Here is a 24,393-nt window from a genome sequence, read left to right as displayed (position 1 = left end):
TTTCAATTGAAATCGTAATTTAAACGATTTTAACGGAAAAAAATATATGGGAAACTCAATATAGTTTAAATGGGACTAATACTATATTTTGACCAATGCAGGCATGTTTCTTTTTGACAAAACCTTGGGTGGATTAAATGGTGTTTGCTAGCATAATCTTTGTCTTGATAAATTAGCTAACATTGAAGTAATTGTTTAACGCTTCTGTCATTGAACTTTTGTCTTCTAAGTCTCTCACAATGATACCTTTTTCCAGAAGCACAATTCTCTCGCAGATTTCGGTAACATGGTTTAAATCATGGCTTGATATTAAAAAGGTAACCAAATTTTCTTCTTTTTCTTTCAAAATTAATTTTTTCAGCCTGATTTGAGAGCTTGGGTCAAGGTTTTCAAATGGCTCATCAAGCAAAACAGCTTCCGGTTTTCCTAAAAGAGCCGCCGCTATCCCTACCTTTTTAATGTTTCCTTTGGAAAGATCGCGTATGTATTTTTTTGAGCCTAGGATCTCTCCGTTAAAAAAATCAGCAAACTTGTCAAGATGCAGTTGAAGGTCTTCTTCAGAAAGCCTATATATTTTTATCAGTGCTTTGAAATATTCTTCAGGACTAAGGTAGGAAAGGAGCATGTTTTCGTCCAGGTATGCCCCCACTTTGGTTTTCCATTGCTCACCTTTGTTTACCTCTTCCTCATCTACACTTACAAAACCCTCTGTGGCCCTGACAAGGTCCAGCATAATGCGAAACAAGGTAGTTTTTCCTGCTCCATTATTCCCTACAAGACCAATACATTGGCTTTTGGGAATGGTAAGATCCGGAATGTTAAGGACAGTCGTGCTGCCGTATATCTTTTTTAAGTCCTTTATCTTTATCATAATTCTTGACGAAATGCTGCGGAAATTTCATACTTTTTATCTACAACCACATCAGCCATCTTTGTAGATATCATTGGGAATACCAGTAGACCGAAAGCACCAATTATACCAAGGGCCAGCAAGCCAATATAGTCTCCAAACCAATAGGCCATCGGTAAGAATACCACATAAGGGACGGCTACCAAAGGAATGATCATTAGGAATTGAGAAAGTCCCATACCTTCATAGTTGAATATAGAGCCTTTGTTGAGGTTCATTGGCTTAGGTTTCCAAAGTGCAAGGTAAATTACCAGATGAATGGTAACCCCCATATTGAATAAAAACGTAGCCAAATGTATGAAAAGTACATTCCAACCAAAGTAAACATAAGGTACAGAAAGGATGAAACAGGCAAAAGAGATGCCGCTAAATAGCAAGTATTTTCCTCTAACTAATGCGCGCAATCCATTTTTTTGGTGTGTATAGAAATCAAAAGTTGGTGAATTCCAGCTTAGGAATAATTGTCCGTATTGCAGCATGAAAATTCCCGTAATGAATGTGCCTACAAAAATAAATAAATAACTAAACCCTGTTTCTACCCGATAAGCTGGATTGGTGTAAAAAATCAATCCATATAGTAAGAAAAACAGGCAAAGCATTAGATAAGTCCTGCTTTTCTTATGCCTGATGATGAGTTTCCATTCCAGATTTGCCATTTCTCCGGCAAGTCCGAATTTTGATAAAAAGCCTAAATCCTGATTGGCAAATTGTAAATGTTCTCCTTCTGCCAGCTCTTCCAAATAAGCATTTTGCCTGTAAAATGCAAAGCACAGAAAATAGCTTAAAATAAATACAATAGCTAATAAAACGATGGGGGCAGGGTTTTCAAGAGCAAAGGTAAAGACCGGCTCAAAGAAGCCACCCAAATCATATAAACCAAAATAATTTGAACCTATGCTTACCAAAAGAGCACTGAATACTACAAGGGTTCCTGTAAGGCTGTCCTCAAACCTTTGTTTAAACCAAAGGACAAACCAGTGCATGGACCAGCTGGTCAATAAAATTGCTCCTAGCCAGACCATTGCAGGCGCAAAACCATAAACTTCCATGACCTCAACATATGCAAAAGGTCCAAAGATTAGCAAAGCCACTATATTAAGTGGAGACAAGAAGCTGCAAGCCAGTAAAGAATGTATGATCCCGGATTTGGGAATTGGTAAATGCAAATAGTTTTCCAGATTGATTACGGGCAATTGTTGGATGAAATACCTGTAAATTAGCTCTAATAAAAAGAAATAAAGCAGGTTGCTATTGATGAAAATTATCGCGTCAGGCTTTTCTAAAACATCTGTAACGAGCCTATTTAGGAATAGCCCAAATAATAATAAATAGCCCAATAATAAAATACCTATGAATAGCATCAATATACCTATGGCCAAACTTCGTGCAAAAGAAGTCCCTCGTATTCTTTTAAGTACTTCAAGTTTTATCAGGGTTTTCACCATATTCGCTGTTGGGTTATTTGGGTTTCTGTAGGTTAGAATTTCTAAAATATGAAAAAAATCCCAATTGCAGTTAATTATTCCAGTTTACCGGTTTATATTTCAATTTAAGTTGTTAAGTTAAAATGGACTCAGAATTATTTATAAGGGAAATGCAGCTGAAAGACCTTGAAGCTGCTATGCGATTAAAGACTGTAGAGGGATGGAACCAAACAGAAGCAGATTGGCAATTGATTTTAGCGGATAACCCTCATTTATGTCTCGTAGTTTTGGCAGCAGATGAGGTGGTGGGTACTGTTTGTGCTTATAGTTACCAAGACAAACTGGCCTGGATAGGCATGATGCTGGTAGATAGAAATTACAGAAGGAGAGGCATCAGTAAAAGATTGATGCGAGAGGTGATACAGCGAATTGGGCACAAGCAAACCATTAAACTGGATGCAACCCCGGCCGGCCAAAAAGTTTATGAACACTTGGGGTTTTTGAAGGAGTACTCCCTTTTTAGATGGGTTCGCTCCAAAGAAGCTGTATCGGCAAATGAAATGGAGACGGAGAAAGTTCAAGAAGTTTCCCCGGCAGATTTTCCTGAGATTATCTCCTATGATCACAAAGTTTTTGGCGCTGACAGAACCCAGCTCCTACGTCATTTGTTTGAGAGGCTGCCCAATGGAGCCTTTCTGATAAAAGAAGGGGGTAAAATTGTAGGATATATCTTTTGTAGGTTGGGTAGTAAGTTTTTACAGCTAGGCCCCATGATATCCTCAACTGATATTGCGGCAAAAGCGCTTATTGCACGGGTATTGGAAGCTTTTGAAGGCCATAACTTGGTTTTGGATTTGGGAGTGCATCATGCTAATTTATATCCTTGGCTGGAAAGCTGCGGTTTTGCCAAGCAAAGAGAGTTGATCAGGATGTACATCCCACCCAATAAGGTAAAGGAAGAATTAGCTAATTATTATTTGATAACTGGACCTGAACTTGGCTAATTATGGGTGTAGGGAGAAAGGATTTAAATAAATTCATGGATAGCTTGGGCAGGGAAACTGAATTGGTATTAGAAAATGAAAATATTTAAATGCTCAAGTTTCCAGCAGGTTAGGGAAATTGAAGTGGTAAAAAGGACGAACTGTGAGTTTTAAGTTCGATTAATTTTATAAATTGCGGTGATGGAAAATTTTGTTGTTTCTGCCAGAAAATACAGACCCTCGGACTTTAAAAGTGTGGTGGGGCAAAGCCATATTACCACTACGCTTAAAAATGCCATAAAAAATGAGCATTTGGCGCAAGCTTTTTTGTTTTGTGGGCCTAGAGGGGTGGGTAAGACTACTTGTGCCAGAATTTTGGCCAAGACCATAAATTGTGAAAATAGAAAAGACAATGGGGAAGCTTGCAATGAATGCAGTTCTTGTGAAGCTTTCAACTCCAATAGCTCTTTTAATGTTCATGAATTGGATGCAGCATCGAATAATTCCGTCGATGATATGCGAAATTTGGTGGACCAAGTAAGGTATGTTCCTCAAAAAGGAAAATACAAGGTATATATTATTGATGAGGTTCACATGCTTACCACCCAAGCTTTCAATGCTTTTTTGAAGACTTTGGAAGAACCCCCCAAACACGCAATTTTTATTCTTGCGACCACTGAGAAGCATAAAATTATTCCTACCATTCTTTCTCGTTGTCAGATATTTGACTTCAATAGGATTCAGATTCAGGACATTAGCCAGCATTTAGAATACATTTCAAAAGAAGAAGGGGTAGATTATGAAACCGAAGCACTAAGGTTGATCGCCACCAAGGCAGATGGGGCCCTTAGAGATGCCCTTTCTATCTATGATTTGATTGTTACTTTTTCCGCAGGGAAAAAAGTCACCTATCAGGAGACAATTGACAATCTACATGTGCTGGATTATGATTATTATTTTAAAGTTACTGATGCGCTCTTGGAAGAAAGCATCTCCAAAGCCCTGCTGATATTTGATGAAATTCTTAAAAAGGGTTTTGATGGACATAATTTCCTTGTAGGCTTAAGTGAGCATTTAAGGGAATTGATGGTCTGCAAAGATCCTGATACCGCTGTTTTGCTTCAGGTTTCTGAAACTGCCAAAGCACGGTATGTGGAACAATCAGCTAATAGTCCTTTGTCCTTTTTATTGTCCGGATTAAGCATTTGCAATCAAGCCGACTTGTCTTACAAAGCCAGTAAAAACCAGAGATTACATGTGGAATTGGTTTTGATGAAGTTGGCCAAGTTGCCCCATGCCATCTCTTTGGCAGCAGTCTCTGACCAAGAGGCAAAAAAAAAAGCCTAGCAAATGAGTCTGAAGTAAAAGCGGAAGCTGCAGGAAATGCTAAAACCTCAACCCAGCCTGCCCCAGCTCAAGTCATCAAAAAGACAATCGCCATTCCTTCAAACCTGAAAGCCGTTAAAAATCAGGTTAAAGCGAAGCCTGCAGAGAAGTTGGCCGAAAAGGAAACCACCAAAGTGGCTGCTCCTGTGCTGGACGATAGCCTACCCCGACAGCCAATCAATCAGGATACAGTTAAAAATGTTTTTGCCGAAGTGCTGGATGAGTTTAGAGAAGACCATAAAAATATGGAAATGGCTTTGCTCAATCAACCCTTTGAGGTCAGAGGTCAGGAGGTTGTCTTTATGTTAAGCAGTGGTTTGCACGAAGATTTATTCCCTAAACTGAAACCTGAACTTACCGGGATTCTAAGAAGAAAATTGAGGCATCCGGATGTGGAGGTGACATTTGAGATCACCGAACATGAAAAAGATCCAATAAAAAACCTTTATACTGCAGGAGAGAAGTTTACTTATCTGATGGAAAAATCCCCAGCCCTTAAGGAGTTGAAAAAACGTTTTGGTTTACAAGCGGATTTTTAAAACCTAATCATGGCTTTTCCCATCCCCATGTCAAAAGTTCTTATCTCTTCTCACAGAAGTGTGAATCAAGATATAAGCACGAGCTCGATTTAAATGGGCGTTATAAAAACGGCTACCTCTCATCCGAACCTTTTATAACCTGCAGAGGTAGGAAAGGGTGAAGAATTCTCGTATAGTTTGGGGATTTCCACATCTTCCCCTATTCAAATGCCTCCCTAAGCCTTGGAATGAGAGCTTTTTAATAATTTTAAGTCGAACTCAGGTTAGAAGTAGAATGATTGGTAATATCTTAAATCAGGCTTGCTCCATTTGAAAATAAAAGAGGAGAAGAAAGCATCTCAAGGGCATGAAATCTTCAATTGAAACCTTTGAGATGAGTTTTTGGGTTTAAAAATCTAAACCAATGCCAAAGTTGATGAGGTTTTGAAGCTGTATGGCCCGGGTGGCTGGGCCCTCATCTTGTGGTACATAGACACTCTCATCGTAGATCATGATTGTAGCAATTCTGGTGGTGATGTACTTATTCACCTTTAAGCTAATGACAGAGTTAAAATTGACTACGGTATTTCCCAGTTTCTCATAGTTGGTAAAGAGGTTTAGATCCATTTTCCAATTGATATTTTCCATGACTTTAAAATCGGCCGTGGTATTCAAAGATATACCTGCCTCAGGTTTTACTTTCTCACCGGGTACAACTCCAAATGCTCCTGCCCTACTGAGAGAGTCATCCAATACCACGGTAAACCTCCCTGTAAAAGGAGATAAAATGGATGAGAATTTGGCTCCGTTTTTTGAAGTAGTTTGATAGTTCAGACCGGTTGAAGATTGAACATAACCCGGACTCAGGAAATCTGAAAGGCGGCTTCTACTGTCTCGATCAGCTCCCGATTCACGATAATAACGATACCCTTCAATCAATTGGGTTCGGGCATCAATCTGTGTGGAAAGGTAAATTGTTTTACTAAGTTGCCTACCGTATTTACTGATAAAAATAAAGTTGTCGTTCGATTTTCTTGTGGGATAAGCCCTACCTGTTTGCCGGTTGATTCCATAATTCAAAGTAAGGTTGGTTTCCCAGATAATGTTTTCCTTTTTGTAATTGGCGAAAATTTGGAGTCCGGTATTCAAGGCAAAAGAGCTGGCTCCACCGGCAGCCCAATTGCTTAGACTTACCTGCTGCAAGCTTAAATTAAAATTACCTCCTCTTTTCCAATATATGGGCTCTTCTTCTGTAGTGAAAATCAGAGAGTCTCCTAACATGATCAATGTATCACCACCTATGATTACCGTGTCCGCCTTAGAGAGGGCGTCCTGCGCCGAAACAGTGTTGATTTTGGCTGCAAATAGTAAGAATAGAACGAATACAAATTTGATGTTCATGATTAATAGACAGTGAAATGCAAATATACAGTCAAAAATTTTATTTATTTTCTGATTTCCAGTTTTTGTCCCACTGAAAGGAGATTATCTTCACCAATATTATTCCAACGCCTTAATTCTTCTACTGTAACAGCAAAAGCCCTGGAAATAGAGTAAAGGGTATCTCCCGGTTTTACCTGATATTCCTCATAAATCTCTTTTGTTACTTCGGGGGCTTGCGGGGCCGTAGGCACAGGATCTTTTGTTGAAGGGCTTACCTCTACTCTTGGTTGGGCTTGTTGAGGACCTGGCTGCCTTCCCTGTTCCATCCTAGGCTCAGCAGCTTGGATAGGTGCAGGACTCAGTTTCACGCGCTTTATACTTTCGTCTTTTTTATAGTATTTTCTTAAGCGCAATACCATTCCCGGCAAAAGCTGCTCATCTTTATAAATCCTATTTTTGGCCATTAATGAATGCATTCTGATTCCATACCGTTGAGAGATTTCCCAAAGGGTTTCTCCCGGCTGAACCACATGTTCCGCTGTCTTGGCTTTACTTTTTTTGTTTTTAGTATAATAATAGGCTCCCGGTTGAATGGGATCTGACGCTTTTAAATCATTGACCCTCCTTAACTTCCCTTCACTTATGCCGGCCTGAATCGCCAGTTGACTTTGGCTATTGGCAATGGCAATAATACCTTTAATTCCATTGATTTTTATTTGATTGGCCTGATTGGCATTGCCTAGGTTTCCGGTGATTTTTGGGAAACCGGAAGCATTGGCACTGTTTGCAAGCAATCCTGCATTATTTGTAGAAGGCGGATTATTGGTGAGCAATGGCCTTTCGGGAACAATACCGTTTAATATATAAGTGATGGTATAGGTTTTGTCACCGGGTATTTTCCCTCTCAAGCACCATTTGTTATATTCCTTTAAATGACTTTCACTTACCCCCAAGGTTTTTGCTACAGATTTAAGGTTGGTAGGCCCTTTGACAGGATATTCATGTAAATAATTTCCATTGCTGACCATTTTCCCAAGCTGGCCTTGGTAAGCGATTTTATGCGCCAAAAACTTTTTTAGGTACCAATAGGTGCCGCGGCTTATGTCCATTTTTCGGTGACCTTTATACTTGTCTTTATAGTAGCGCCTAGCCCCTCCTAAACCCATTTGGTAAGACACCAAGGTGGTGGCCCAGTTGTCCAGGTACTTCTGGTGCTTTTTTAAATACCTGGCGGCTCCCCTCGTTGAAGAAACGATACTTTTTCTTTCGTCCACCTCATTGTCCACTCTTAAAAAAACTTCTTCAGCGGTGCCTTTTTTAAATTGCCAGAAACCAACTGCATTGGAAGTAGAGACGGCATCTGAAATCAGACTGCTTTCCTGTATGACCAAGAATTTAAAATCTTCAGGAACACCTTCTTCCCTAAGGACCCTTTCGACGATGGGTAGATAAAGGTTTACCCGATCCAGCTTTACTTGAAAATGAGAGGCGCTTCTATATTGTGCATCTACATCTGCTTGGATATCCTTTCTGGCAGCATCATTTAGCTTTAAGGTTAAGCCTGCAAACTCAATGATTCGGGGGACCTGTGGTGTCTGCCCAAGTACCGGTGCATTTTGATAGATAAAAAATATTAAAAAGGCAATTACTGTTTTTTTCATTCTTTGATTCCGGTTAAAGCTTCCGGGCAAGCATGATGCCATCCCTTATCGGTAAAATTACATTTTCAACTCTTGGGTCATTGTTTACTTTCTCGTTGTACGCCAAAATCGCGGCTGTGTTTTTATCCAATTTTTTGCGGTTCTTCTCTAAGACCTTTCCGGACCATAAAATATTGTCTGCCAATATCAATCCCCCGGGCCTCATTTTGTCGACCACCAAATCGAAGTAATTGACATAGTTGCGCTTGTCAGCATCAATAAACACAAAGTCCAAAGGCTCCGTTAAGGTTGGGATCACTTCAAGGGCATTGCCTATTCTATAATCAATTTTTTTATCAAGGCCTGATTGCTTGAAAAAACCACGGACCATTTCTTCCAATTCTTCGTTGACATCAATTGTTGTCAGTTTACCTTCGGGAGCTAGCCCTCTGGCGAGAAAAATGGATGCATAACCTGTAAACGTACCAATTTCCAAAACATTTATACCGCTTGTCATTTTTACAAACATTTCCAGCATTTTTCCCTGCAGGTGGCCGGACAGCATCCGAGGTTTCAAAACCTTTAAATGCGTTTGTCTTTTGATCAACTGAAGTAGTTTGTCTTCACTTCCACTGTGGTCTTCACAATATTTTAATAGTTCTTCGTCCATCGTGACTATTTGGGTAGATAGGTTAGAAAACTAAATTTATCTATATCATATATTTCATTGGCAAGTTCCAATAGTTCTTCAGCTGTGCAAGACCGTATGCTTGAAAAAATGGCTTCTAAAGGTTCAATTTTACCTTTGTCTAAAAGATTTTTGCCATATACCAGCATTAGTCCGGCATGGTTTTCTTCAGCCATGGCCATCTGCCCAATGGCTTGTTCCTTGCCCATGTGCAACTGCATACTCCCGAGTTTTCGGGTGCAAATACGTTGAATTTCCTTTAAAACAATTTTCCGTGCTTTGGCTGCTGCTTTTTCTTCAGTGCCATAATAGATGCCAATAAAGCCTGTGTCTGTAAAAGCCTGATAAACGGATTCTATGCTGTATACCAAGCCGTGTTTTTCCCGCAAAGCCATATTGAGCCTTGAATTCATACTTGGGCCTCCCAATATATTGTTGAGCAGGTGAAGCTTATACCTCCTGGGATCATGGATGGAGAGCGCCGGTTTGCCTAAGGCGCAATTGGCCTGGCTGATGTCTTTATGAAAAGCATTGGATTTTGGTTCATAGGTCAAGGAAGGAACCCTTTTTTTAGCGCTTCGGCTGGCGGGAATATTGCTTAATAAAGGAGCCAACCGGTTGACAGCCTTCTTAAAACTGATATTGCCTACTACCGAAAATACCATCTTGGAGGTATCCAAATGCTCCGCAATAAAATTGATAAAGTCCTTTTGAGTAAAACTTTTTACAGAATCCTCGGTACCTAAAATATTATAGCCTAGAGAATGGTTGGGAAAGAGTAAGCTGTCAAATTCATCTTGGAGAGCATCATCCGGTGAATCTCTGTACATGGCCATTTCTTCCAATATCACCTGCCTTTCCTTTTCTATTTGCTTGGGAGGGAAGGTGCTGTTAAAAGTGATGTCACAAAGTAAATCAGCTGCTTTGTTCCAATGTTGCTGTAACACTGTTGCATAGAAGCATATTTTTTCTTTGGTAGTATAAGCATTGAGCTCTCCACCTACAGAGTCAAGTCTATTGAGGATGTGAAAAGCCTTTCTTTTTTGAGTGCCTTTAAAAGCCATGTGTTCCCAAAAATGTGCCAAGCCAACCTGTTCCTCCGTTTCATCCCTGCTTCCGATGTCAAGAATAAATCCACAATGAACCAGACGGGTACTGCTTACTTCCTGATGAACAATTCTAATACCGTTTTCAAAGGCCTTGATTTGATATGTCATACTTCTCTTTCCAAAATACAAAAATAGCATCAATTATTGGGAAAGAAACCTGGTAGTTGAAAAATTGGAGTCTATGATGGTATTTATCTGGGGAATGGGAGATTTACTTGCTTATAAAAAGGGGAATGCCAATAAGGAGGACCCTTGTAATCCGGAATTGGTACCCCTTAAATTTACTCATTAGCATGGATGCAGGAATTTCGCGAAGCTAATATTATTAGAGCCTATTTAGCTATGATAATAGGTATTGGTTCCAATACCAATATGAAACGGCCAAATAGACTTCGGGTTTCTGCATGCTAAAAAGTGAGTCGGTTTTGGGCTTTAATTGACCTTACTGAAAGAGGTTTGGTTCAAGTAACTCACATGATTATCGGATTTTCAACCTACCCCTTTAACCTTAAAAAAAATAAATGAATTTTTTTTCAAAAAGTTTTTTTGAGGTGAAATGCAAATTAAGTAAAACGATTTGCAATTATGGTTTTTTGTAATGGGTAATCTCATAAAACATTGAAATACAAAGGGATTAGGTGTGGTTAGGTGATTTGTTTTTACGGAATTTATGTCCCAATTTTGTCATGTCATCAAGTGTAAATAACTGCACTGATTATTTTTAATAGCTCTAATAAAGTAAATTTTAAGATTATGAAAAGTCAAAAAAAATTAATGTTGGCCCATCTTTTTGCTCTGGTATCTTTGGTTTTGATACTGGCTGTTGCCAATCTGTTGAATTTAAATATTTCCATTAGTGGTGGGGTGAATTTTCTTCATGTAGTGTTGATTGTAGTGCCTCAGTTAGGATTTGGTTATTTGTTTTGGAACAATGTTAAAACCGAAAAGAAAGTGTTGAGTTGATTTTTTGAAAAGATTCTAAGCGTTTGGTTTATGCGCTGGAAACTATTGAATTTTTTGGGATTTTTTGAAGCTTACCAATACCTACTTTTTTTTATATTTTTTAATTTTTTCCCCACCTTTCTCTTACAATTTGAAAGATTTAATTACCCCAATGCTTAGGCGATTTTTGTGAAGGATTTGATTTCCATTTAAACTTTGTGACAAAGGGGTCTGCCAAACAAAGCTTAAAGTCCAATCTTTAATGTTGAGGTCTGTTCCTGCCTGTGCAAATACCACATCACCGCCTGTTAGGGCTTGTTTTTCACCCTCCCAAGTATCATTCGCTGCATGTTCAAAATATCCACCAAGATTGGGGACCAAAATCCAATTGTTTTGAAAGGTAAATTGATGAAAGCCTACAGCAGATCCATTAAAACTGTTTCCGAATTGGTATTCTTGGCTCCCTTCAGTGGCTGTTTTATAGCTGAATGAAAGATTCGCGCCTGTTTTGGTGTAAAACAACTGGTAATTCAATCTTCCAATCAAACTCCAGGATCCTGTGCCGGGCTGGATAATCGGATCATAAAGTTGCTCACCATTGGCTATTTGTCTTGATTGTCCGGTGGGAGCAGTGACGGCTATTCCTGGCCGGAAGGTGTGTCTTGCCTTGGAGTTGTAGATGTAATGAATATAATCAGCAACTAAAGTCAAATCCCCCCAACCTTTTACACTTATGGTAGTATCCTGAACGGGATTGGGTAGATCTAACAATTTTTCATAATAGACAATATTGGATTCGTAGGGTAGAAGAAAGGCGAAGTTCCAGTTGTTTTTTAGCATAAAATTCCCTCTTAATTCCACCGTTTCATAGGTTTCCCAATCCATTTTTGTTTTGTTGACATAGAGCGCGTTGCCTTCCGGTTCATGCATAACTACCTGATCGGGTTTAGTAGCAGAGAAGGTTCTGGCATTGGGAGTATAGCTGTTTTCAGGGTTGTTTTCAAAGATAGAATTTGACAAACCGGCAGTGGTGACTTGGTTGGTGGTATTCCCATACTGTGTGTAATCCCCAAAACTGCGGTGCCTGTAAAACAGACCGAAATAGCTTCTGTTTTGCAAGAGGCTGTATTCAAAAAAGTTGCAGCTATCGCATGCTTTGGCCTCTTTTGGTAAAAAGGAAAATGTCAACAGGGTGATGGCTAAAATAGTGAGTTTTTTCATGGTTGTAAACCTATTTTTGGTAGGCTGGATTTGTAATAAAATTATAATCGTTAAGGCTGTTAAGGAAAGCCAATAGTTGTGTTCTTTCGGTGGCACTTAATACAATGCCATTCTCAAGTTGTGGGGCCAAGGTTTCATTGGTCTTTATGCCGGTTTCATAGTGATCCAATACCTGCTCAAGGTTAGCAAACCTGCCATCATGCATGTAGGGAGCCGTAAAAGAAAGGTTTCTCAGGGAAGCAGTTTTATAAGCACCCTTGTCCTCGTCTTTGTAGGTGATTCTGTACCTGCCTTGGTACAATCCTTCCAATTCAGGTGGATCGGGATAGCTGCTGTCCAGACCATTGTTATGATAACTTAAATCAGTAAACAAACCTTCCTTATGGCAGCTACTGCAGTGTTCCTTGTATACTTCGTAACCTTTCAATTCTTCTGATGATAGTCCTGCTTCCCCTCTTTTCCATTGGTCATATTTGCTATCATCAGATATAAGGGTCCGCATAAACTGGGCGAGGGATCTTGCAATGGTTGAACTTGTAATGCTGTCTGAAGAAAAGGCCTCCTGAAATAACAGAGGGTAAGCTTCATGGGTGTTGATGTATTCAAGTACTTCATTTAGATCTGCTGCCATTTCATCGGGATGGGTAAGTGGGCCGAAAACCATGGATTCCAAGTCATTGGCTCCACCTTCCCAAAAGAGCCCGTCATGCCAGGCCAGATTAAATAAGGCAGGTGAATTCCTATGCAAGGACGATCCGGATACCCCAATATTGGTCAATGCCAGTCCATCACTGAAAGCTTTTTCCGGTAGGTGACAACCTGCACATGAAACTTTTCCATTGGCAGACAATTCCGGGTCAAAAAACAATGTTTTGCCCAATTCCATTCCTTCTTTGCTGAGGTAATTCCGTTCCGGTTGGGGAAAGTCATCCTGTTGAAGCGAAGAAGAATACACCGGAACATAATATTCCGGTGCACTTTTTTCCACCTCTTCAAATGCAGGCATGCAAGCATTCAAAAAGCCTGTTGCAAGCATTATCAATGACAAACTGGATTTTCGGAAGTCCATTTAATTAGGAGTGTAACTATGATTTATTTGATAGAGAAAAGGCTTTGCTGGTAATTGTTCGCCACAGAAATGGCCAATGGTCCTCCCATGATACTTGTGCTTTCTAGCTCGTGTACCACTAATTCAGTGTCGCCGGTGAATAAGCTGCTTATTTCTGCTTCAATGCCAAGGTCTACCATGGCTTCACTGCCTAAGGTTAAGCCCTCTGAAGATAAGTCAAAGGAGAATTCTTTGAAATTAACTTCGGTCTCAGGATCGTTATTGCCAATATGAATGACAAGTCCTCTTCTGTCAGAATTTTCATATTCCCATTCACCTTCCAATACCAAGAATTTGTATCCTGTTTTCCAGCTCCAGACCATGTCGTTGTTGGGGTCAAGATCTCCAACCTGGTCTGTAGATAGGTTTCTTTCTTTGTCTATGCCTACGAAATAAGACAGTTTGTCGTAACTCCCAGCCGGTACTTCAAAAGTGACTTCTTTTTTACCGGCTTCATCAATAAGGTAATAACCATCTGCTACGGAATAGGTGTTGCCGGTTTCACTGTTTTCAAAGGTGATATTAGAAATGTAATATTTAAATTTACTTGGGGTGAAGCTTTCACCTGAGGGTAGGGTATAAGCTTTTCCATCCAGTTCTAATGCTTCTCCATTGAGAACATGAGCGAATTCAAGGTTCACTTGAATTGAAGTAAACATTTCCTCTTCATTCTCTTTACAAGAAGTAAAGCCTAAAACGACCAATAGTATAATAGCTAAATTTTTCATCATATTTTAATTAAAAGGATCCGAAAATGCCGGATCAGTTATAAATGTCTCGTCTGTTAATGTGTGTAAAAAGGCGATAATGGCCTCTTTTTCTTGAGTAGTAAGGTGGAGCTTTACGGGCTCTCCCGGTGTAATGATTTCATTGCTGGCTTCCAGGATAAGGATGTCCAAAGTCGCATTGCTTTCTACATGCTCATTGTAATGGTCCAGCACCTCTTCCAAAGTGTTAAATCTACCATCATGCATATAGGGTGCGGTAAGGGCGATATTTCGTAGCGTTGGCGCTTTGAATTTTCCCTTGTCTTCCGATTTTCCCGTTACCGCTTCTAAGCCCGAATCTAAATTTTCATCCGAATCCAACCCGTTGTTATGAAAACCCAATAAATCGTTTCTGTCCCCTGAAGTCAAAAACCCTAGGTGACAGTCACCGCAGTTGCCACCTCGCAAGGCTATAGATGCTTCCGGGTGAGTGAAGAAAAGCTCCATTCCCAATTGTTCGATATCGGTAAGGACAATCTCTTCTTTGATCCATTGGTCAAACCTTGAATTGCCGGAGACCAATGTTCGCATAAATTGAGCAAGAGCCTTGCTGACCAGATCAGCACTTATTATGCTTGTCCCAAAGGCTGCTTCAAAACGTGCTGGGTAATCCGGATCATTTTGCAATCTCACGACTGCTTCCTCTATGGGTAAGTTCATTTCTGTAGGATCCGAAATTGGCTGAAGGGCCTGATCTTCCAGACTTTCTGCACGGCCGTCCCAAAAAAATCTGGAAGTCCAATGTAAATTGGCCAATGACATGGCGTTCTTTACACCAATGGTGCCATTTACACCGGTGCTGAACTGTTCCCCATCCGTGAAAGCCTTGGACTGCTGATGGCAGGAAGCACATGAAATGGACCCGTCAAGAGACAGTTGTTTTTCATAGAAAAGCATGCGGCCTAGCGCTACACCTTTGTCTGTGAGGGGATTGTCGCTAGGTGAAGCAATATTGTTAGGGAAATAATCAGGATGTTGTAATTCAATTTCGGTGTTATCGGGAAGGGGCTCTTCAACCAATTCTTCCTTGCAAGCCCAAATTGACGTACAAATCATGATTATCCCAATAGAATAAGTAATTGGGTATCGTGACATAACCTTTACCAGCCAATGTTAGAATAATAGAAAATATGACAGGTTGCCCTAAAGAAACGTCAAAAAAGCGAGTTTGATTATAATTTAGGTGTTAAAGCGGCTAAGCTGGAAGCCTTATCTGCTTTTCAAGGCTTTAAACCAAAATGTACAATAGCTATTTTGCCTCGTTTTTCAGATTTAGCGGCCCTCTGTCAAAGAAATTTAGGCAATTGCTTTGGGCGGATGAAAAATATCTACGAGTTGGGAAACCCTGTAGGCTTCCTGATAGGAAGCTCCATGATTTAGGGTGGTGGATGTAAGGGTAGATAATGATATAGCGGCTTCTTGCAAAATGAAAATGCCAAAGTCTCTATTAAATTCTATGCCTCCTGCTTGGCTTTCTTTTTGGTCCTGGGCCTTTTTTAATTTCTCTGCCAAGAAACATTGCCCATCGCAATGCAGCATGGGTTTATCTTTATTCACACAAAAATTCTCAATGATATAAGCGCGGTTAATGGTGAAGTCCATCTGTATGACAGAAAAAACCAAGCCGTTGAGCAAGATCATCAAGGAGAGCGATATGTGAATAAATGCTTTCGCCATTTGAATGCAAAAGTAAGGATTTATTTGTTTAAATGCACTTTGTTTGCAAAACTAAAATTGCTGCATGATCTTATGATTTTGATCATAATCTCTGCCCTTAAATTTGCCTAAGTGTATTAAAAGTAACAGTAATCCATGTGAGAGGGTTCAATCATGTGAAGCGGATAAGTTGATTTATAAGGTCATTCTAAGCGTTTAGGGTAAAATTTGGTACCTGTTCAACCCCGTCCGGGGTTGTAGTATTTCAGGTAGGTTTCCAACCCGTGGGTTGCCACCCACGGCACACTTATTGTTCAGGCCCTCTAGGCCTGTGGGGACGAAGATCATATGTTTAGAATGTACTAATTAAAGTAATATTCGGTGAAGGGAATGGTAATACTGGCTGAAATATACCCCATGGTTGCGGTTGCTGTGTTGTCTCCGGTGCCATAGGTAATTGCGATATCTAAGTTGACTACGGTGGCTGAGGTGGCTGAGCTTGTCGAAGTCATCGAAGCCAACTAGTAAAAGTCTTTGGAACCCGCGATGTTAAAATTGCCGATCACTTTTAGAATCGCCCACGTTGATGAAGTGATTTTGACTGATGAATAAGCCTTCAGGGTGTGATGTTATCGTGATGGTATGTGAGCAGCTTAGGGTAAAGCGAGCCTTCCAAGTGATATTTTTAAGCCAGGTAATAACCTGTTCGAAACCTAAAACCCCGGCAGGGGTGATATTTTTGTAGCCAGTGGTGTCAGCCACTGGTTTAGTAAATTATCAGTTGATATGATTTTGGCGGTATTGTTGCTCTTTTCTGCAACAATGCTGACAAAATCACAACGTCTATTTCTTATCGAAAACGCGCATTAGGTCATTGTGTTAAAATGTGAAACCAAATCCTAGCCATAGAAAGAATATTATATTATTTTCTTCCCTTAACCGGTATTAAACAAGTCGGGTTTGACCCGCCCATTGCATTAATAATAATGAATCGAAGCTTAGAAATAAATTTTAAACTTTGATGTTAGTTGTAAAAAAATTAGATTTAGTTCTCTTGAGACTAAACGTTACGGGGCTTTGTATGTGGCCCTTAAAAGGCGAAAGCTTCATTTTAACTAACTTTAAATGCTAATTTCTACAAAAAATATATTGAGACATTGCAGTGTTTTTACCATAGGCCTATTGTTATTCTTCTCTTGTAAGGGAGAAGCAGAGAATAAATTGCTGGAAATAATAAAAGTTAAAGAGATAAAAATTAAACCTGAAGTTCTGACCATACCAAATCCACCCTATGCTCACTTGATAGAATCAGACTCAGGTCAATACCTTTTTTACCTGAATCCTACTTCGATGAGTTTACAATTTATGAATATGGAAGATGGAAAAGTGGCCAATGAGATCGTTTTGGAATACGATGGTCCGAATAGTATGAGCAGACGTTCCGGAATTGCAGGTCTGGAAGACGATAAAGTTTGGACAACTTTTAGGCCGCATGCCATTGCTTATTTCAATTATAAGGCAGAAATACAGTTTAAAAAGGACATTCCATCTGGTGAGGTTGATATTACTTATGTAGGATCGAGTTTTCAAAAGGGACTTCACCAATATGGAGATAAGGTTTTTGGCATGCAACCGCTTTTCATGAATCACCATGGGATGGGAAAAGAAGACATCCAAAAACATTCTCTGGTCTATAGTTATGATATGGTTTCAGATCAGACCATCTGGTATGAGGTGTATTATGCTAAGGATTATTGGGATAATGGAAAAAAACTATCTGAGTTTTCATGGGCAAGAAGAGGGGACAAGCTTTATATATCACCATGGTATGACCATGAAATTCAGGTATTTGATATGCAGCAAGAAAAGGTAACTGAAAAGGTGGAAGCTAATTCAGACCATATCAATAGCTTTTATTATGTAAATGAGATTCCAGGCACACACGAAGAGGGATTATTAAACATTTTAAATAATGATCTATATGGAATAATTCTTTATGACAAGTACCGAGATTGTTTTTATCGTTTTTTTTATCCGGGATATACTGACGATGAAGAATATGCTATAGATAAACTGTGGATGCTAAGAAATTCAAGGCCTTTTACAGGTGTGATGGTCTTGGACAAGGATTTGAATATACTAGGTGAGCATATCTTTGATAAATTTCAAATACACGCTAATTCTAATGTATTTGTAGGAGAAGAAGGCTTATACCTCTCGCTTAACAATAAAAACAGTCCCGATTATGATGAGGACCATTTAAGATATATGGTGGTGCAATTTGAGGCGGGGGAATGAGCAGGAGTAGCCTTTATTATAGTAATGCCTTTGGATTTTTGCATCCTATCTAGTGGAGCCGGCATTGCAAATGCCTCGTAATCTTTTCAAATGGATGGTAGGGAGTAGTTTTAAACTACTCCCAGAGGAGGCCTTCAGGGTTTGAAGTTTTGTAATGAGAGCAGGTTAGGGTAAAGCGACCCTGTCTATTGATTTTTTTAAACCAGGTAATAACCTGTTCGAAATCTAAACCCCGGCAGGGGTGATATTATTGTAGCCAGTGGCGTCAGCCACTGGTTTAGTAAAAATATCCGTCGATATGATTTTGGCGGTATTGTTGCTCTTTTCTGCAACAATGCTGACAAAATCACATCTATTTACTGGTTTTTTCCAGTTTCTTGACCATTACTGCGAAATCCTTGGGGTAAGGTGCTTCTGCACTTATTTTTTCTCCGGAAAGATCTGTAAAGGAAATGGCAAAAGCATGGAGCGCCACCCGCTGCATGATGGGACGCTCTTCGGTACCTTTTTTTAGATTAAATTTCCTTTTGATACTTGATAAATAGAGCGGTTGGCCACCGTAAAGCTCGTCCCCACAAATGGGCGCACCCAGGTAAGCCAGGTGAATTCGAATTTGATGCAGACGGCCAGTTATTGGTTTACAGGCAATAAGAGTATGGGCAAAGTAACTTTTAATAGTTTTAAAAATGGTTTGTGCCGGCTTGCCACTAGGTACGATTCTGGCAATGCCGTTTTTGCTGGCCGAAAGATTCCTGTCTACCATTATGCCATCAAAATCATGAATGCCTTCAGCCACAGCATGGTAGACCTTTTCTACTTTTCTGTCCTCAAACTGCATGGCAATATTTCGGTAAGCATCAGGGTTTTTGGCAAATACCAAACAACCTGATGTTTCCTTGTCCAATCGGTGACAAACCTGAATGTCCGGAAATTCTAGTCTTGCCAATGCCAGCATATTTTGCGCCTCATGCCTATCATCCAGTGTGGGGAAATATGGCGGTTTATTGACTATTAGGTAATCATTGGTTTCTTTAACTATCAATGATTTAAAATCGATCTTTTTCATACCCTTGTGTTTCGATACAAAGTTCTGAAATTAGCCAATAAAAAAAAGCCTATTTAAAAACACTTGGTTTTATTTTTTCGAATGGCCTTCCTCAACGGCCATTGTTTTAGCCGCATGCGGCAGCTCAAAACTAAAGACCGAACCCTTGCCGGGAGTAGAACTGACGCCAATTTTGGATTGATGTCCTTCCAGAATATGTTTGACGATGGCTAAACCCAGTCCGGTGCCTCCCTTTTCTCTGGAACGACTCTTCTCTACCCTATAAAAACGCTCAAAAATCCGCTTAAGGTCATCCGGGTGGATGCCTATGCCCTGGTCTTTGACTTTTACCGTGAAATGATTTTTGTGGTCATTGATTTGAATGGTCACAGTGCCATTGTCTTTATTGTATTTGATGGCATTGGAGACAAGGTTTTGTAAAACCCTAAAAATTTTGTCCTTGTCGGCGTAAGTCTGATAACTCGTGGCCTTGTCGTATTTGAAAATCAGTTGGATGTTCCTTTTATGGGCTTTTCCTTCCAATTGTTCCATGACTTCCTGAATGGACTCTTTCAGGTCAAAATTGCTGGGATGAAAGCGAATAAACCCACTTTCAATTTGATTGATGGTAATCAAATCCTGCACAAGGTCTTCAAGATTGTTAAGGCTTTTGGCCGCTCGTTTCAAAAACTTATCCCTAACGGTATGGTCTTCTACCGCACCGTCCATTAAGGTGTGGATATAACCCTGAGCTGCAAAAATCGGCGTTTTCAGTTCATGGGAAATGTCGGCAAAAAATTCCCGCCTAAAGGTTTCATTCTTTTGTAAGGTTTCAATTTCCCTGTTTTTGGCCGCCGCATAATCATGAATATTGGCTTGGATACTTTTCAGCGGTGGGAGTGAAGCTTTTATCTTATTGCTGGCTTTGAAAGTGGTGTCTTTTTTTTGAATTTTCTCCAATACGCTGTAGATATTGCCGATTTCTCGAAAGATCAGGTATTCAAGGCTAAGGTGAATCAAAAGGTAGGCAATGGAAAAGGTAAGGGTGCCGGCCGCCAGCAGTATTATGGAATTAGAGGCCTCCAAAAGGGATAAAAAGGCCACCAATAGTAAGGCTATAGAAATGGCAAGCCCAAATGCAATGCCTTTTGAAGTGCTGATCATGTATTGAATTTATAACCTACGCCTTTTACAGTAAAGATATAATCTTCACCTATTTTTTCTCTAATCTTACGGATGTGGACATCCACTGTTCTGGCCAAGACAAACACATCTGTGCCCCAAATGTTTTTTAGCAATTCGTCTCTGCTAAATACGGTATTGGGGTTCTTTGCCAAAAAGTGCAAGAGCTCAAATTCTTTCTTGGGTAACACAATCAATTCTCCATCTTTGAGTAAGGTGAAACTTGTGCGATCGATGATCAAGTCCTTTATCGAGATTTTTGAGGTGTCTGCTTCTTTTTTAATTTCTCTTCGAAAAAGTGCAGCGATCCTGCTTACCAATGCCCTTGGCTTGATGGGCTTAAGGATGTAATCATCTGCTCCCACATCAAAGGCTGCCACCTCAGAGTATTCTTCTGATCTGGCAGTGAGGAATATGATAAAGGTGTTTTTGAGATCGGGGTTTTCTCTCAACTGACGGCAGGTTTCCACCCCATCTTGATTAGGCATCATGATGTCCAATAGGATGACATCAGGCTTGAATGTAGCGGCTTTTTTTACTGCTGTGATACCGTCACTTGCTGAGTTGACCTCATAGCCTTCTTTTTCCAAATTGTAGGTTAAGATTTCAATGATATCCTCTTCGTCATCTACTACCAATACCCTTTGTTTCTGATTGTTGCCCATCTTATGATTTACTGAAAAACAATTTATTTTAAATGAAGCTACAAAGATAAGGATTATAAAAAAACAATTAAGTCTTTGTAGGCTGAAGGGATTAATTGATGGGGAATCCTTAATAAAGCAAAGGTTTAAATTAAATTAATTTTAACCCAATGTTAATTAATTGTTTCTTAACCCTTCGGCAGACACGATCTCCATATTTATGGAACCGACAAACATGCTGGCTTTAATTTTAACCGGAATTCGGTTTTCATCTGCTGTAATCCATATTTTTATTGGTTTTTTACCTCTGAAGAGTTTGTTGCTGGGCATCTCAGGGCTGAAAATATAGGTGTCAAAATCACCAATGTCAGTGGATATGTCGTCCATTCCCTCGTATGTTAATTTTAAGTTATAATTTTTCTCGTCAAAAAAACCTTTGATCTCAATTTTATCACCTTTTCTTAACCCGGAGAAATCCATTGTTCGCAATAGATAATAACCGCTGACAATGTCCTGAACATTGGGAGGGATGGCTTTTGATTTCCTCTCTTTGATGTATTCATTCTCCCTGTCATACAATTTTGTATAGGCCATTTGGTCTTTATGGTCGAAGTCAATTACCTCATGTTTTCGATAATTACCTTCTTCAATATGTCGGTAGGAGCGGTAAGGAATAATTTTGGCAGTATCTATATAGCTCCCCCAATTGTCTTTTACATAAAAAAGCTTAAAAATGCTGAGGGTTTTTCCGTAGACATCTATCTTATAGGTTGGCTTTCCATTGATATAGTGGGTTTTATTGTCAATTACCATTTTGGCCTCAGCGGCATTAAAGAGGAAATAACTCACATTGAAAGTAAGCGTTTCTCCTTTGGTAAATGCTTTGTTAACAATGTCTTGGCTTTGTGCATTTACAGCAGTTTGAAAAAGCAATAACAGCGCTATTGCAAGTGATTGGAGGTACACGATCATGCCTTTTTTAAAAGTTTTACTTCAAAGTTCATACCATTGTGAATTTCAGGGAATGATGTTTCATTCTCCAAATGTACTACAATGTCTTGCGCTAACAATGCTTATTCAATAGTTGTTAATGACCTGCCTAATGTTTACTTTCACATTAGGAATGAACAACAGTGAATATCTGAAGATACTATGAGTGGAAATACTGAAAAATTAAAAGCCTTACAGCTTACGCTGGATAAGTTGGAAAAAACCTACGGTAAAGGGACCGTAATGAAATTGAGTGATAATGTGGTGCTGGATGTGCCTGCTATTTCTACAGGATCATTGGGTTTGGACATGGCACTAGGCATTGGGGGAGTGCCAAGAGGAAGAGTGATTGAGATCTATGGTCCGGAATCTTCCGGGAAAACGACACTTTCTATGCATTGCATCGCTGAAGCACAAAAAGCAGGAGGCTTAGCGGCATTTATAGATGCAGAGCATGCTTTTGACAAAGCCTACGCCGAGAAGTTGGGGATTGACATAGAAAATCTGCTCATCTCTCAGCCGGACAGTGGTGAACAAGCCTTGGAAATTGCTGAGCACCTTATCAGGTCCGGGGCCATTGATATTATAGTGATTGACTCTGTAGCCGCCTTGGTGCCTAAGGGTGAACTTGAGGGGGAAATGGGAGATTCTAAAATGGGTCTGCAAGCCAGGTTAATGTCACAAGCGCTTAGGAAACTTACCGGAGCCATCAACAAAACAGGTTGTGCTTGTATCTTTATCAATCAATTGAGAGAGAAGATTGGGGTGATGTTTGGTAACCCTGAAACCACCACCGGTGGTAATGCCCTTAAATTTTATGCTTCTGTTCGCTTAGATATTCGTAGAATAGGTCAAATTAAAGATGGACCCGACAATATTCTTGGCAATAGAACCAAAGTAAAAGTAGTGAAAAACAAGGTTTCGCCTCCTTTTAAGGTAGTGGAGTTTGATATTATGTATGGGGAAGGAATCTCCAAAGTAGGAGAGGTAATTGACCTTGGTGTTGAATTTGAAATTGTTAAAAAAGCAGGGTCTTGGTTTTCTTACGAGGGAAATAAGCTAGGTCAAGGTAGAGATGCTGTTAAAAACCTGCTTTTGGACAATCCTGAATTGATGGAAGAAATAGAGTTGAAGGTGTTGGAAAAAGCGGGTGTTGTCAAAGCGGACAAAGAAAAAGCCAAAGCCGGTAAAAAAGGCAAGTCTGCAGAGTAAAACTCTTTGAGAAGAAGCAATAGTTTCCGGTAGGTGTTGTCACATCCTGATAGCAACTACCGGATCCATTTTTGAAGCCAGAGAAGCAGGTATGATACCTGAAACAATACCAATGGCAGACGACAATGCAAGTCCCAGAACAATATTTTTAAAGGAAAGTATGATTTCCAGATTGCCTAGGGAAACAAAGGTGGCCGCATACACCACAATCAGTCCGGACAATCCTCCAATAAGGCTTAAAGCAGTCGCTTCGAATAGGAATTGCAGGAGGATAAAATAATTTTTTGCACCAAGAGATTTCTGAATACCTATAATACCGGTCCGTTCCTTTACAGATACGAACATGATATTGGCAATTCCAAAACCTCCAATTAGGATTGAGAAACCTCCAATTACCCCTCCTGCGATAGAGATCACAGCAAAGATGGAGCCCACTGCATCTTGAATAAATTCAGATTTATTTAAGGCGAAATTGTTTTCTGCGGTTGGTTTTAAACCTCTTTTGGCTCTGAGAAGTCCTGCCATTTCATTTTCCAGCATGACCAATCCGGGGTCATCGTCTTTTCCTTTTGCAGCAATGATTGGTTCTATACCGTTTTTTCCCACATAAAAGAGCTTGGTAAATGCTCCGTAGGGGACCAATAGCGCTTCGTCTTTAGAGGGGGTGTCAAAAAGTCCTTCTCCTTCTTCCACAAATAAACCCACCACTGTAAACTTTAATCCTTTTATTTTAAAGGTTTTGCCCAAAGGTTCCTGTCCCGGAAATAAGGCTTCTCCGATCTTTACACCAATAATGGCCACATTTCTAGCGGCCTTAATTTCCATTTCGGTAAAAAACCTTCCTTTATCAATAGGTATGTCGTAAACTTCTTTATGGTTGAAAACAACACCATCCAAATTGGCCATTTCATAAGCATTGCTATTGGCCTTTACGGTAGTTCTTGTGTTGGCAGAAATGGTAACAGCATGGGCACTTTTCAGACGTTCTTCTAAAAATGTAAATTCAGCATAGTTGCCGGGAGGTCTTCTGAAATACCGCCACCAGGGGTAATCCTGGCCTCCTGCAGCAAAAGGAAACCGGTCTACACGAACCACATTGCTTCCTAGGAAAGTAAGGCTGTCCTTGATATTTTTTTCCAAAGAATCTACTAAGGTAAAAACAGCAATGATGGCAAAAATACCCACCGTTACGCCCAATAACGAAAGAATTGTCCTCGTCAAATTGGACTTCAGTGCATCCATCGCAAAGCGAAAACTCTCCCAAATTAGTCTGAATACGATCAATTT

General features: G+C 39.9%; 23 protein-coding genes. 6 read left to right on the top strand and 17 right to left on the bottom strand.

All coding sequences use genetic code 11. The features are described from left to right. Positions 1 to 172: 172 nt before the first annotated feature. A complete protein-coding gene (locus tag ACYVHJ_RS03945; protein WP_460512742.1) occupies positions 173 to 871 on the bottom strand; it encodes an ABC transporter ATP-binding protein in 699 nt (232 codons plus the stop codon). Beyond that, positions 868 to 2,355 carry a DUF5687 family protein gene (locus ACYVHJ_RS03940; RefSeq protein ID WP_339902539.1) on the bottom strand — a complete coding sequence of 496 codons (1,488 nt, stop codon included), beginning with the start codon at positions 2,353 to 2,355 and terminating at the stop codon, positions 868 to 870. Before ACYVHJ_RS03940 ends, ACYVHJ_RS03945 begins: the two co-directional genes overlap by 4 nt. Positions 2,356 to 2,477: 122 nt before the next feature. Between ACYVHJ_RS03940 and ACYVHJ_RS03935 the strand changes: the two genes are divergently transcribed. The 3 genes from ACYVHJ_RS03935 to ACYVHJ_RS03925 all read left to right on the top strand — a co-directional run bounded on the left by ACYVHJ_RS03935 (position 2,478) and on the right by ACYVHJ_RS03925 (position 5,242). Continuing rightward, the gene (locus ACYVHJ_RS03935) at positions 2,478 to 3,338 is read left to right on the top strand and encodes a GNAT family N-acetyltransferase (RefSeq protein ID WP_460512739.1); all 861 of its coding nucleotides are present in this window, start codon (positions 2,478 to 2,480) and stop codon (positions 3,336 to 3,338) included. 180 nt (positions 3,339 to 3,518) lie between these two features. Continuing rightward, positions 3,519 to 4,664: a DNA polymerase III subunit gamma/tau gene (locus ACYVHJ_RS03930; protein ID WP_460512737.1), complete on the top strand. Its 1,146-nt coding sequence runs from the start codon at positions 3,519 to 3,521 to the stop codon at positions 4,662 to 4,664. Between the two features lie 149 nt (positions 4,665 to 4,813). Continuing rightward, complete coding sequence (locus ACYVHJ_RS03925; RefSeq protein ID WP_460512735.1) at positions 4,814 to 5,242, top strand: hypothetical protein; 429 nt, start codon at positions 4,814 to 4,816, stop codon at positions 5,240 to 5,242. A gap of 387 nt (positions 5,243 to 5,629) precedes the next feature. Here the strand turns inward: ACYVHJ_RS03925 and ACYVHJ_RS03920 are convergent, their stop codons facing one another. Genes ACYVHJ_RS03920 through ACYVHJ_RS03905 form a run of 4 tightly spaced genes read right to left on the bottom strand, consistent with a single transcriptional unit; the run spans position 5,630 to position 10,149 of the window. Next, positions 5,630 to 6,622 (bottom strand): DUF3078 domain-containing protein, encoded by a 993-nt coding sequence (locus ACYVHJ_RS03920; protein ID WP_460512733.1) that lies wholly within the window; start codon positions 6,620 to 6,622, stop codon positions 5,630 to 5,632. A gap of 44 nt (positions 6,623 to 6,666) precedes the next feature. Further along, the gene (locus ACYVHJ_RS03915; RefSeq protein WP_460512731.1) at positions 6,667 to 8,265 is read right to left on the bottom strand and encodes a LysM peptidoglycan-binding domain-containing protein; all 1,599 of its coding nucleotides are present in this window, start codon (positions 8,263 to 8,265) and stop codon (positions 6,667 to 6,669) included. A 13-nt stretch (positions 8,266 to 8,278) separates the two neighbouring features. Then, on the bottom strand, positions 8,279 to 8,914 hold the full coding sequence (locus ACYVHJ_RS03910) for an O-methyltransferase (protein WP_460512729.1): 636 nt from the start codon (positions 8,912 to 8,914) through the stop codon (positions 8,279 to 8,281). A 5-nt stretch (positions 8,915 to 8,919) separates the two neighbouring features. Then, entirely contained in the window at positions 8,920 to 10,149 is a 1,230-nt protein-coding gene (locus ACYVHJ_RS03905; protein WP_460512727.1) for a M16 family metallopeptidase, read from the bottom strand. A gap of 645 nt (positions 10,150 to 10,794) precedes the next feature. Between ACYVHJ_RS03905 and ACYVHJ_RS03900 the strand changes: the two genes are divergently transcribed. Continuing rightward, positions 10,795 to 11,004, top strand: a complete 210-nt coding sequence (locus ACYVHJ_RS03900) for a hypothetical protein (protein ID WP_460512725.1) — start codon at positions 10,795 to 10,797, stop codon at positions 11,002 to 11,004. Positions 11,005 to 11,127: 123 nt separating this feature from the next. On the opposite strand, the gene ACYVHJ_RS03895 is transcribed toward ACYVHJ_RS03900, so the two are convergent. The 6 genes from ACYVHJ_RS03895 to ACYVHJ_RS03870 form a co-directional block, all read right to left on the bottom strand. After that, entirely contained in the window at positions 11,128 to 12,204 is a 1,077-nt protein-coding gene (locus ACYVHJ_RS03895; RefSeq protein ID WP_460512723.1) for a hypothetical protein, read from the bottom strand. Between the two features lie 10 nt (positions 12,205 to 12,214). Continuing rightward, positions 12,215 to 13,273, bottom strand: a complete 1,059-nt coding sequence (locus ACYVHJ_RS03890; RefSeq protein ID WP_460512721.1) for a cytochrome-c peroxidase — start codon at positions 13,271 to 13,273, stop codon at positions 12,215 to 12,217. 23 nt (positions 13,274 to 13,296) lie between these two features. Continuing rightward, entirely contained in the window at positions 13,297 to 14,043 is a 747-nt protein-coding gene (locus ACYVHJ_RS03885; protein ID WP_460512719.1) for an MbnP family protein, read from the bottom strand. Positions 14,044 to 14,046: 3 nt separating this feature from the next. Then, positions 14,047 to 15,135 (bottom strand): cytochrome-c peroxidase, encoded by a 1,089-nt coding sequence (locus tag ACYVHJ_RS03880; RefSeq protein WP_460512717.1) that lies wholly within the window; start codon positions 15,133 to 15,135, stop codon positions 14,047 to 14,049. A 240-nt stretch (positions 15,136 to 15,375) separates the two neighbouring features. Next, the gene (locus ACYVHJ_RS03875) at positions 15,376 to 15,756 is read right to left on the bottom strand and encodes a hypothetical protein (protein ID WP_460512715.1); all 381 of its coding nucleotides are present in this window, start codon (positions 15,754 to 15,756) and stop codon (positions 15,376 to 15,378) included. A gap of 341 nt (positions 15,757 to 16,097) precedes the next feature. Continuing rightward, the gene (locus ACYVHJ_RS03870; RefSeq protein WP_339905020.1) at positions 16,098 to 16,247 is read right to left on the bottom strand and encodes a hypothetical protein; all 150 of its coding nucleotides are present in this window, start codon (positions 16,245 to 16,247) and stop codon (positions 16,098 to 16,100) included. A 613-nt stretch (positions 16,248 to 16,860) separates the two neighbouring features. On the opposite strand from ACYVHJ_RS03870, the gene ACYVHJ_RS03865 reads away from it, so the two are divergent. Continuing rightward, positions 16,861 to 18,033, top strand: a complete 1,173-nt coding sequence (locus tag ACYVHJ_RS03865) for a DUF4221 family protein (protein WP_460512712.1) — start codon at positions 16,861 to 16,863, stop codon at positions 18,031 to 18,033. A 352-nt stretch (positions 18,034 to 18,385) separates the two neighbouring features. Here ACYVHJ_RS03865 and ACYVHJ_RS03860 read toward each other — a convergent pair whose 3' ends face one another. The 4 genes from ACYVHJ_RS03860 to ACYVHJ_RS03845 all read right to left on the bottom strand — a co-directional run bounded on the left by ACYVHJ_RS03860 (position 18,386) and on the right by ACYVHJ_RS03845 (position 21,876). Next, positions 18,386 to 19,099 (bottom strand): RluA family pseudouridine synthase, encoded by a 714-nt coding sequence (locus ACYVHJ_RS03860; RefSeq protein WP_460512711.1) that lies wholly within the window; start codon positions 19,097 to 19,099, stop codon positions 18,386 to 18,388. Positions 19,100 to 19,168: 69 nt separating this feature from the next. Next, entirely contained in the window at positions 19,169 to 20,242 is a 1,074-nt protein-coding gene (locus ACYVHJ_RS03855) for a sensor histidine kinase (protein ID WP_339903975.1), read from the bottom strand. After that, a complete protein-coding gene (locus ACYVHJ_RS03850; RefSeq protein ID WP_014018573.1) occupies positions 20,239 to 20,925 on the bottom strand; it encodes a response regulator transcription factor in 687 nt (228 codons plus the stop codon). Before ACYVHJ_RS03850 ends, ACYVHJ_RS03855 begins: the two co-directional genes overlap by 4 nt. A gap of 156 nt (positions 20,926 to 21,081) precedes the next feature. Next, entirely contained in the window at positions 21,082 to 21,876 is a 795-nt protein-coding gene (locus ACYVHJ_RS03845) for a DUF3108 domain-containing protein (protein WP_460512708.1), read from the bottom strand. A gap of 180 nt (positions 21,877 to 22,056) precedes the next feature. Between ACYVHJ_RS03845 and recA the strand changes: the two genes are divergently transcribed. Beyond that, complete coding sequence (gene recA / locus ACYVHJ_RS03840; RefSeq protein WP_014018571.1) at positions 22,057 to 23,106, top strand: recombinase RecA; 1,050 nt, start codon at positions 22,057 to 22,059, stop codon at positions 23,104 to 23,106. Between the two features lie 39 nt (positions 23,107 to 23,145). Here recA and ACYVHJ_RS03835 read toward each other — a convergent pair whose 3' ends face one another. Next, positions 23,146 to 24,390, bottom strand: coding sequence for an ABC transporter permease (locus ACYVHJ_RS03835; RefSeq protein ID WP_460512705.1), 1,245 nt, complete (start codon positions 24,388 to 24,390; stop codon positions 23,146 to 23,148). Between the last annotated feature and the right edge of the window lie 3 nt (positions 24,391 to 24,393).

The sequence above is a fragment of the Cyclobacterium sediminis genome, from assembly GCF_054781075.1.
The sequence above is the reverse complement of the archived record's forward strand: the minus strand, read 5'-3'. Positions and strand labels throughout refer to the sequence as shown.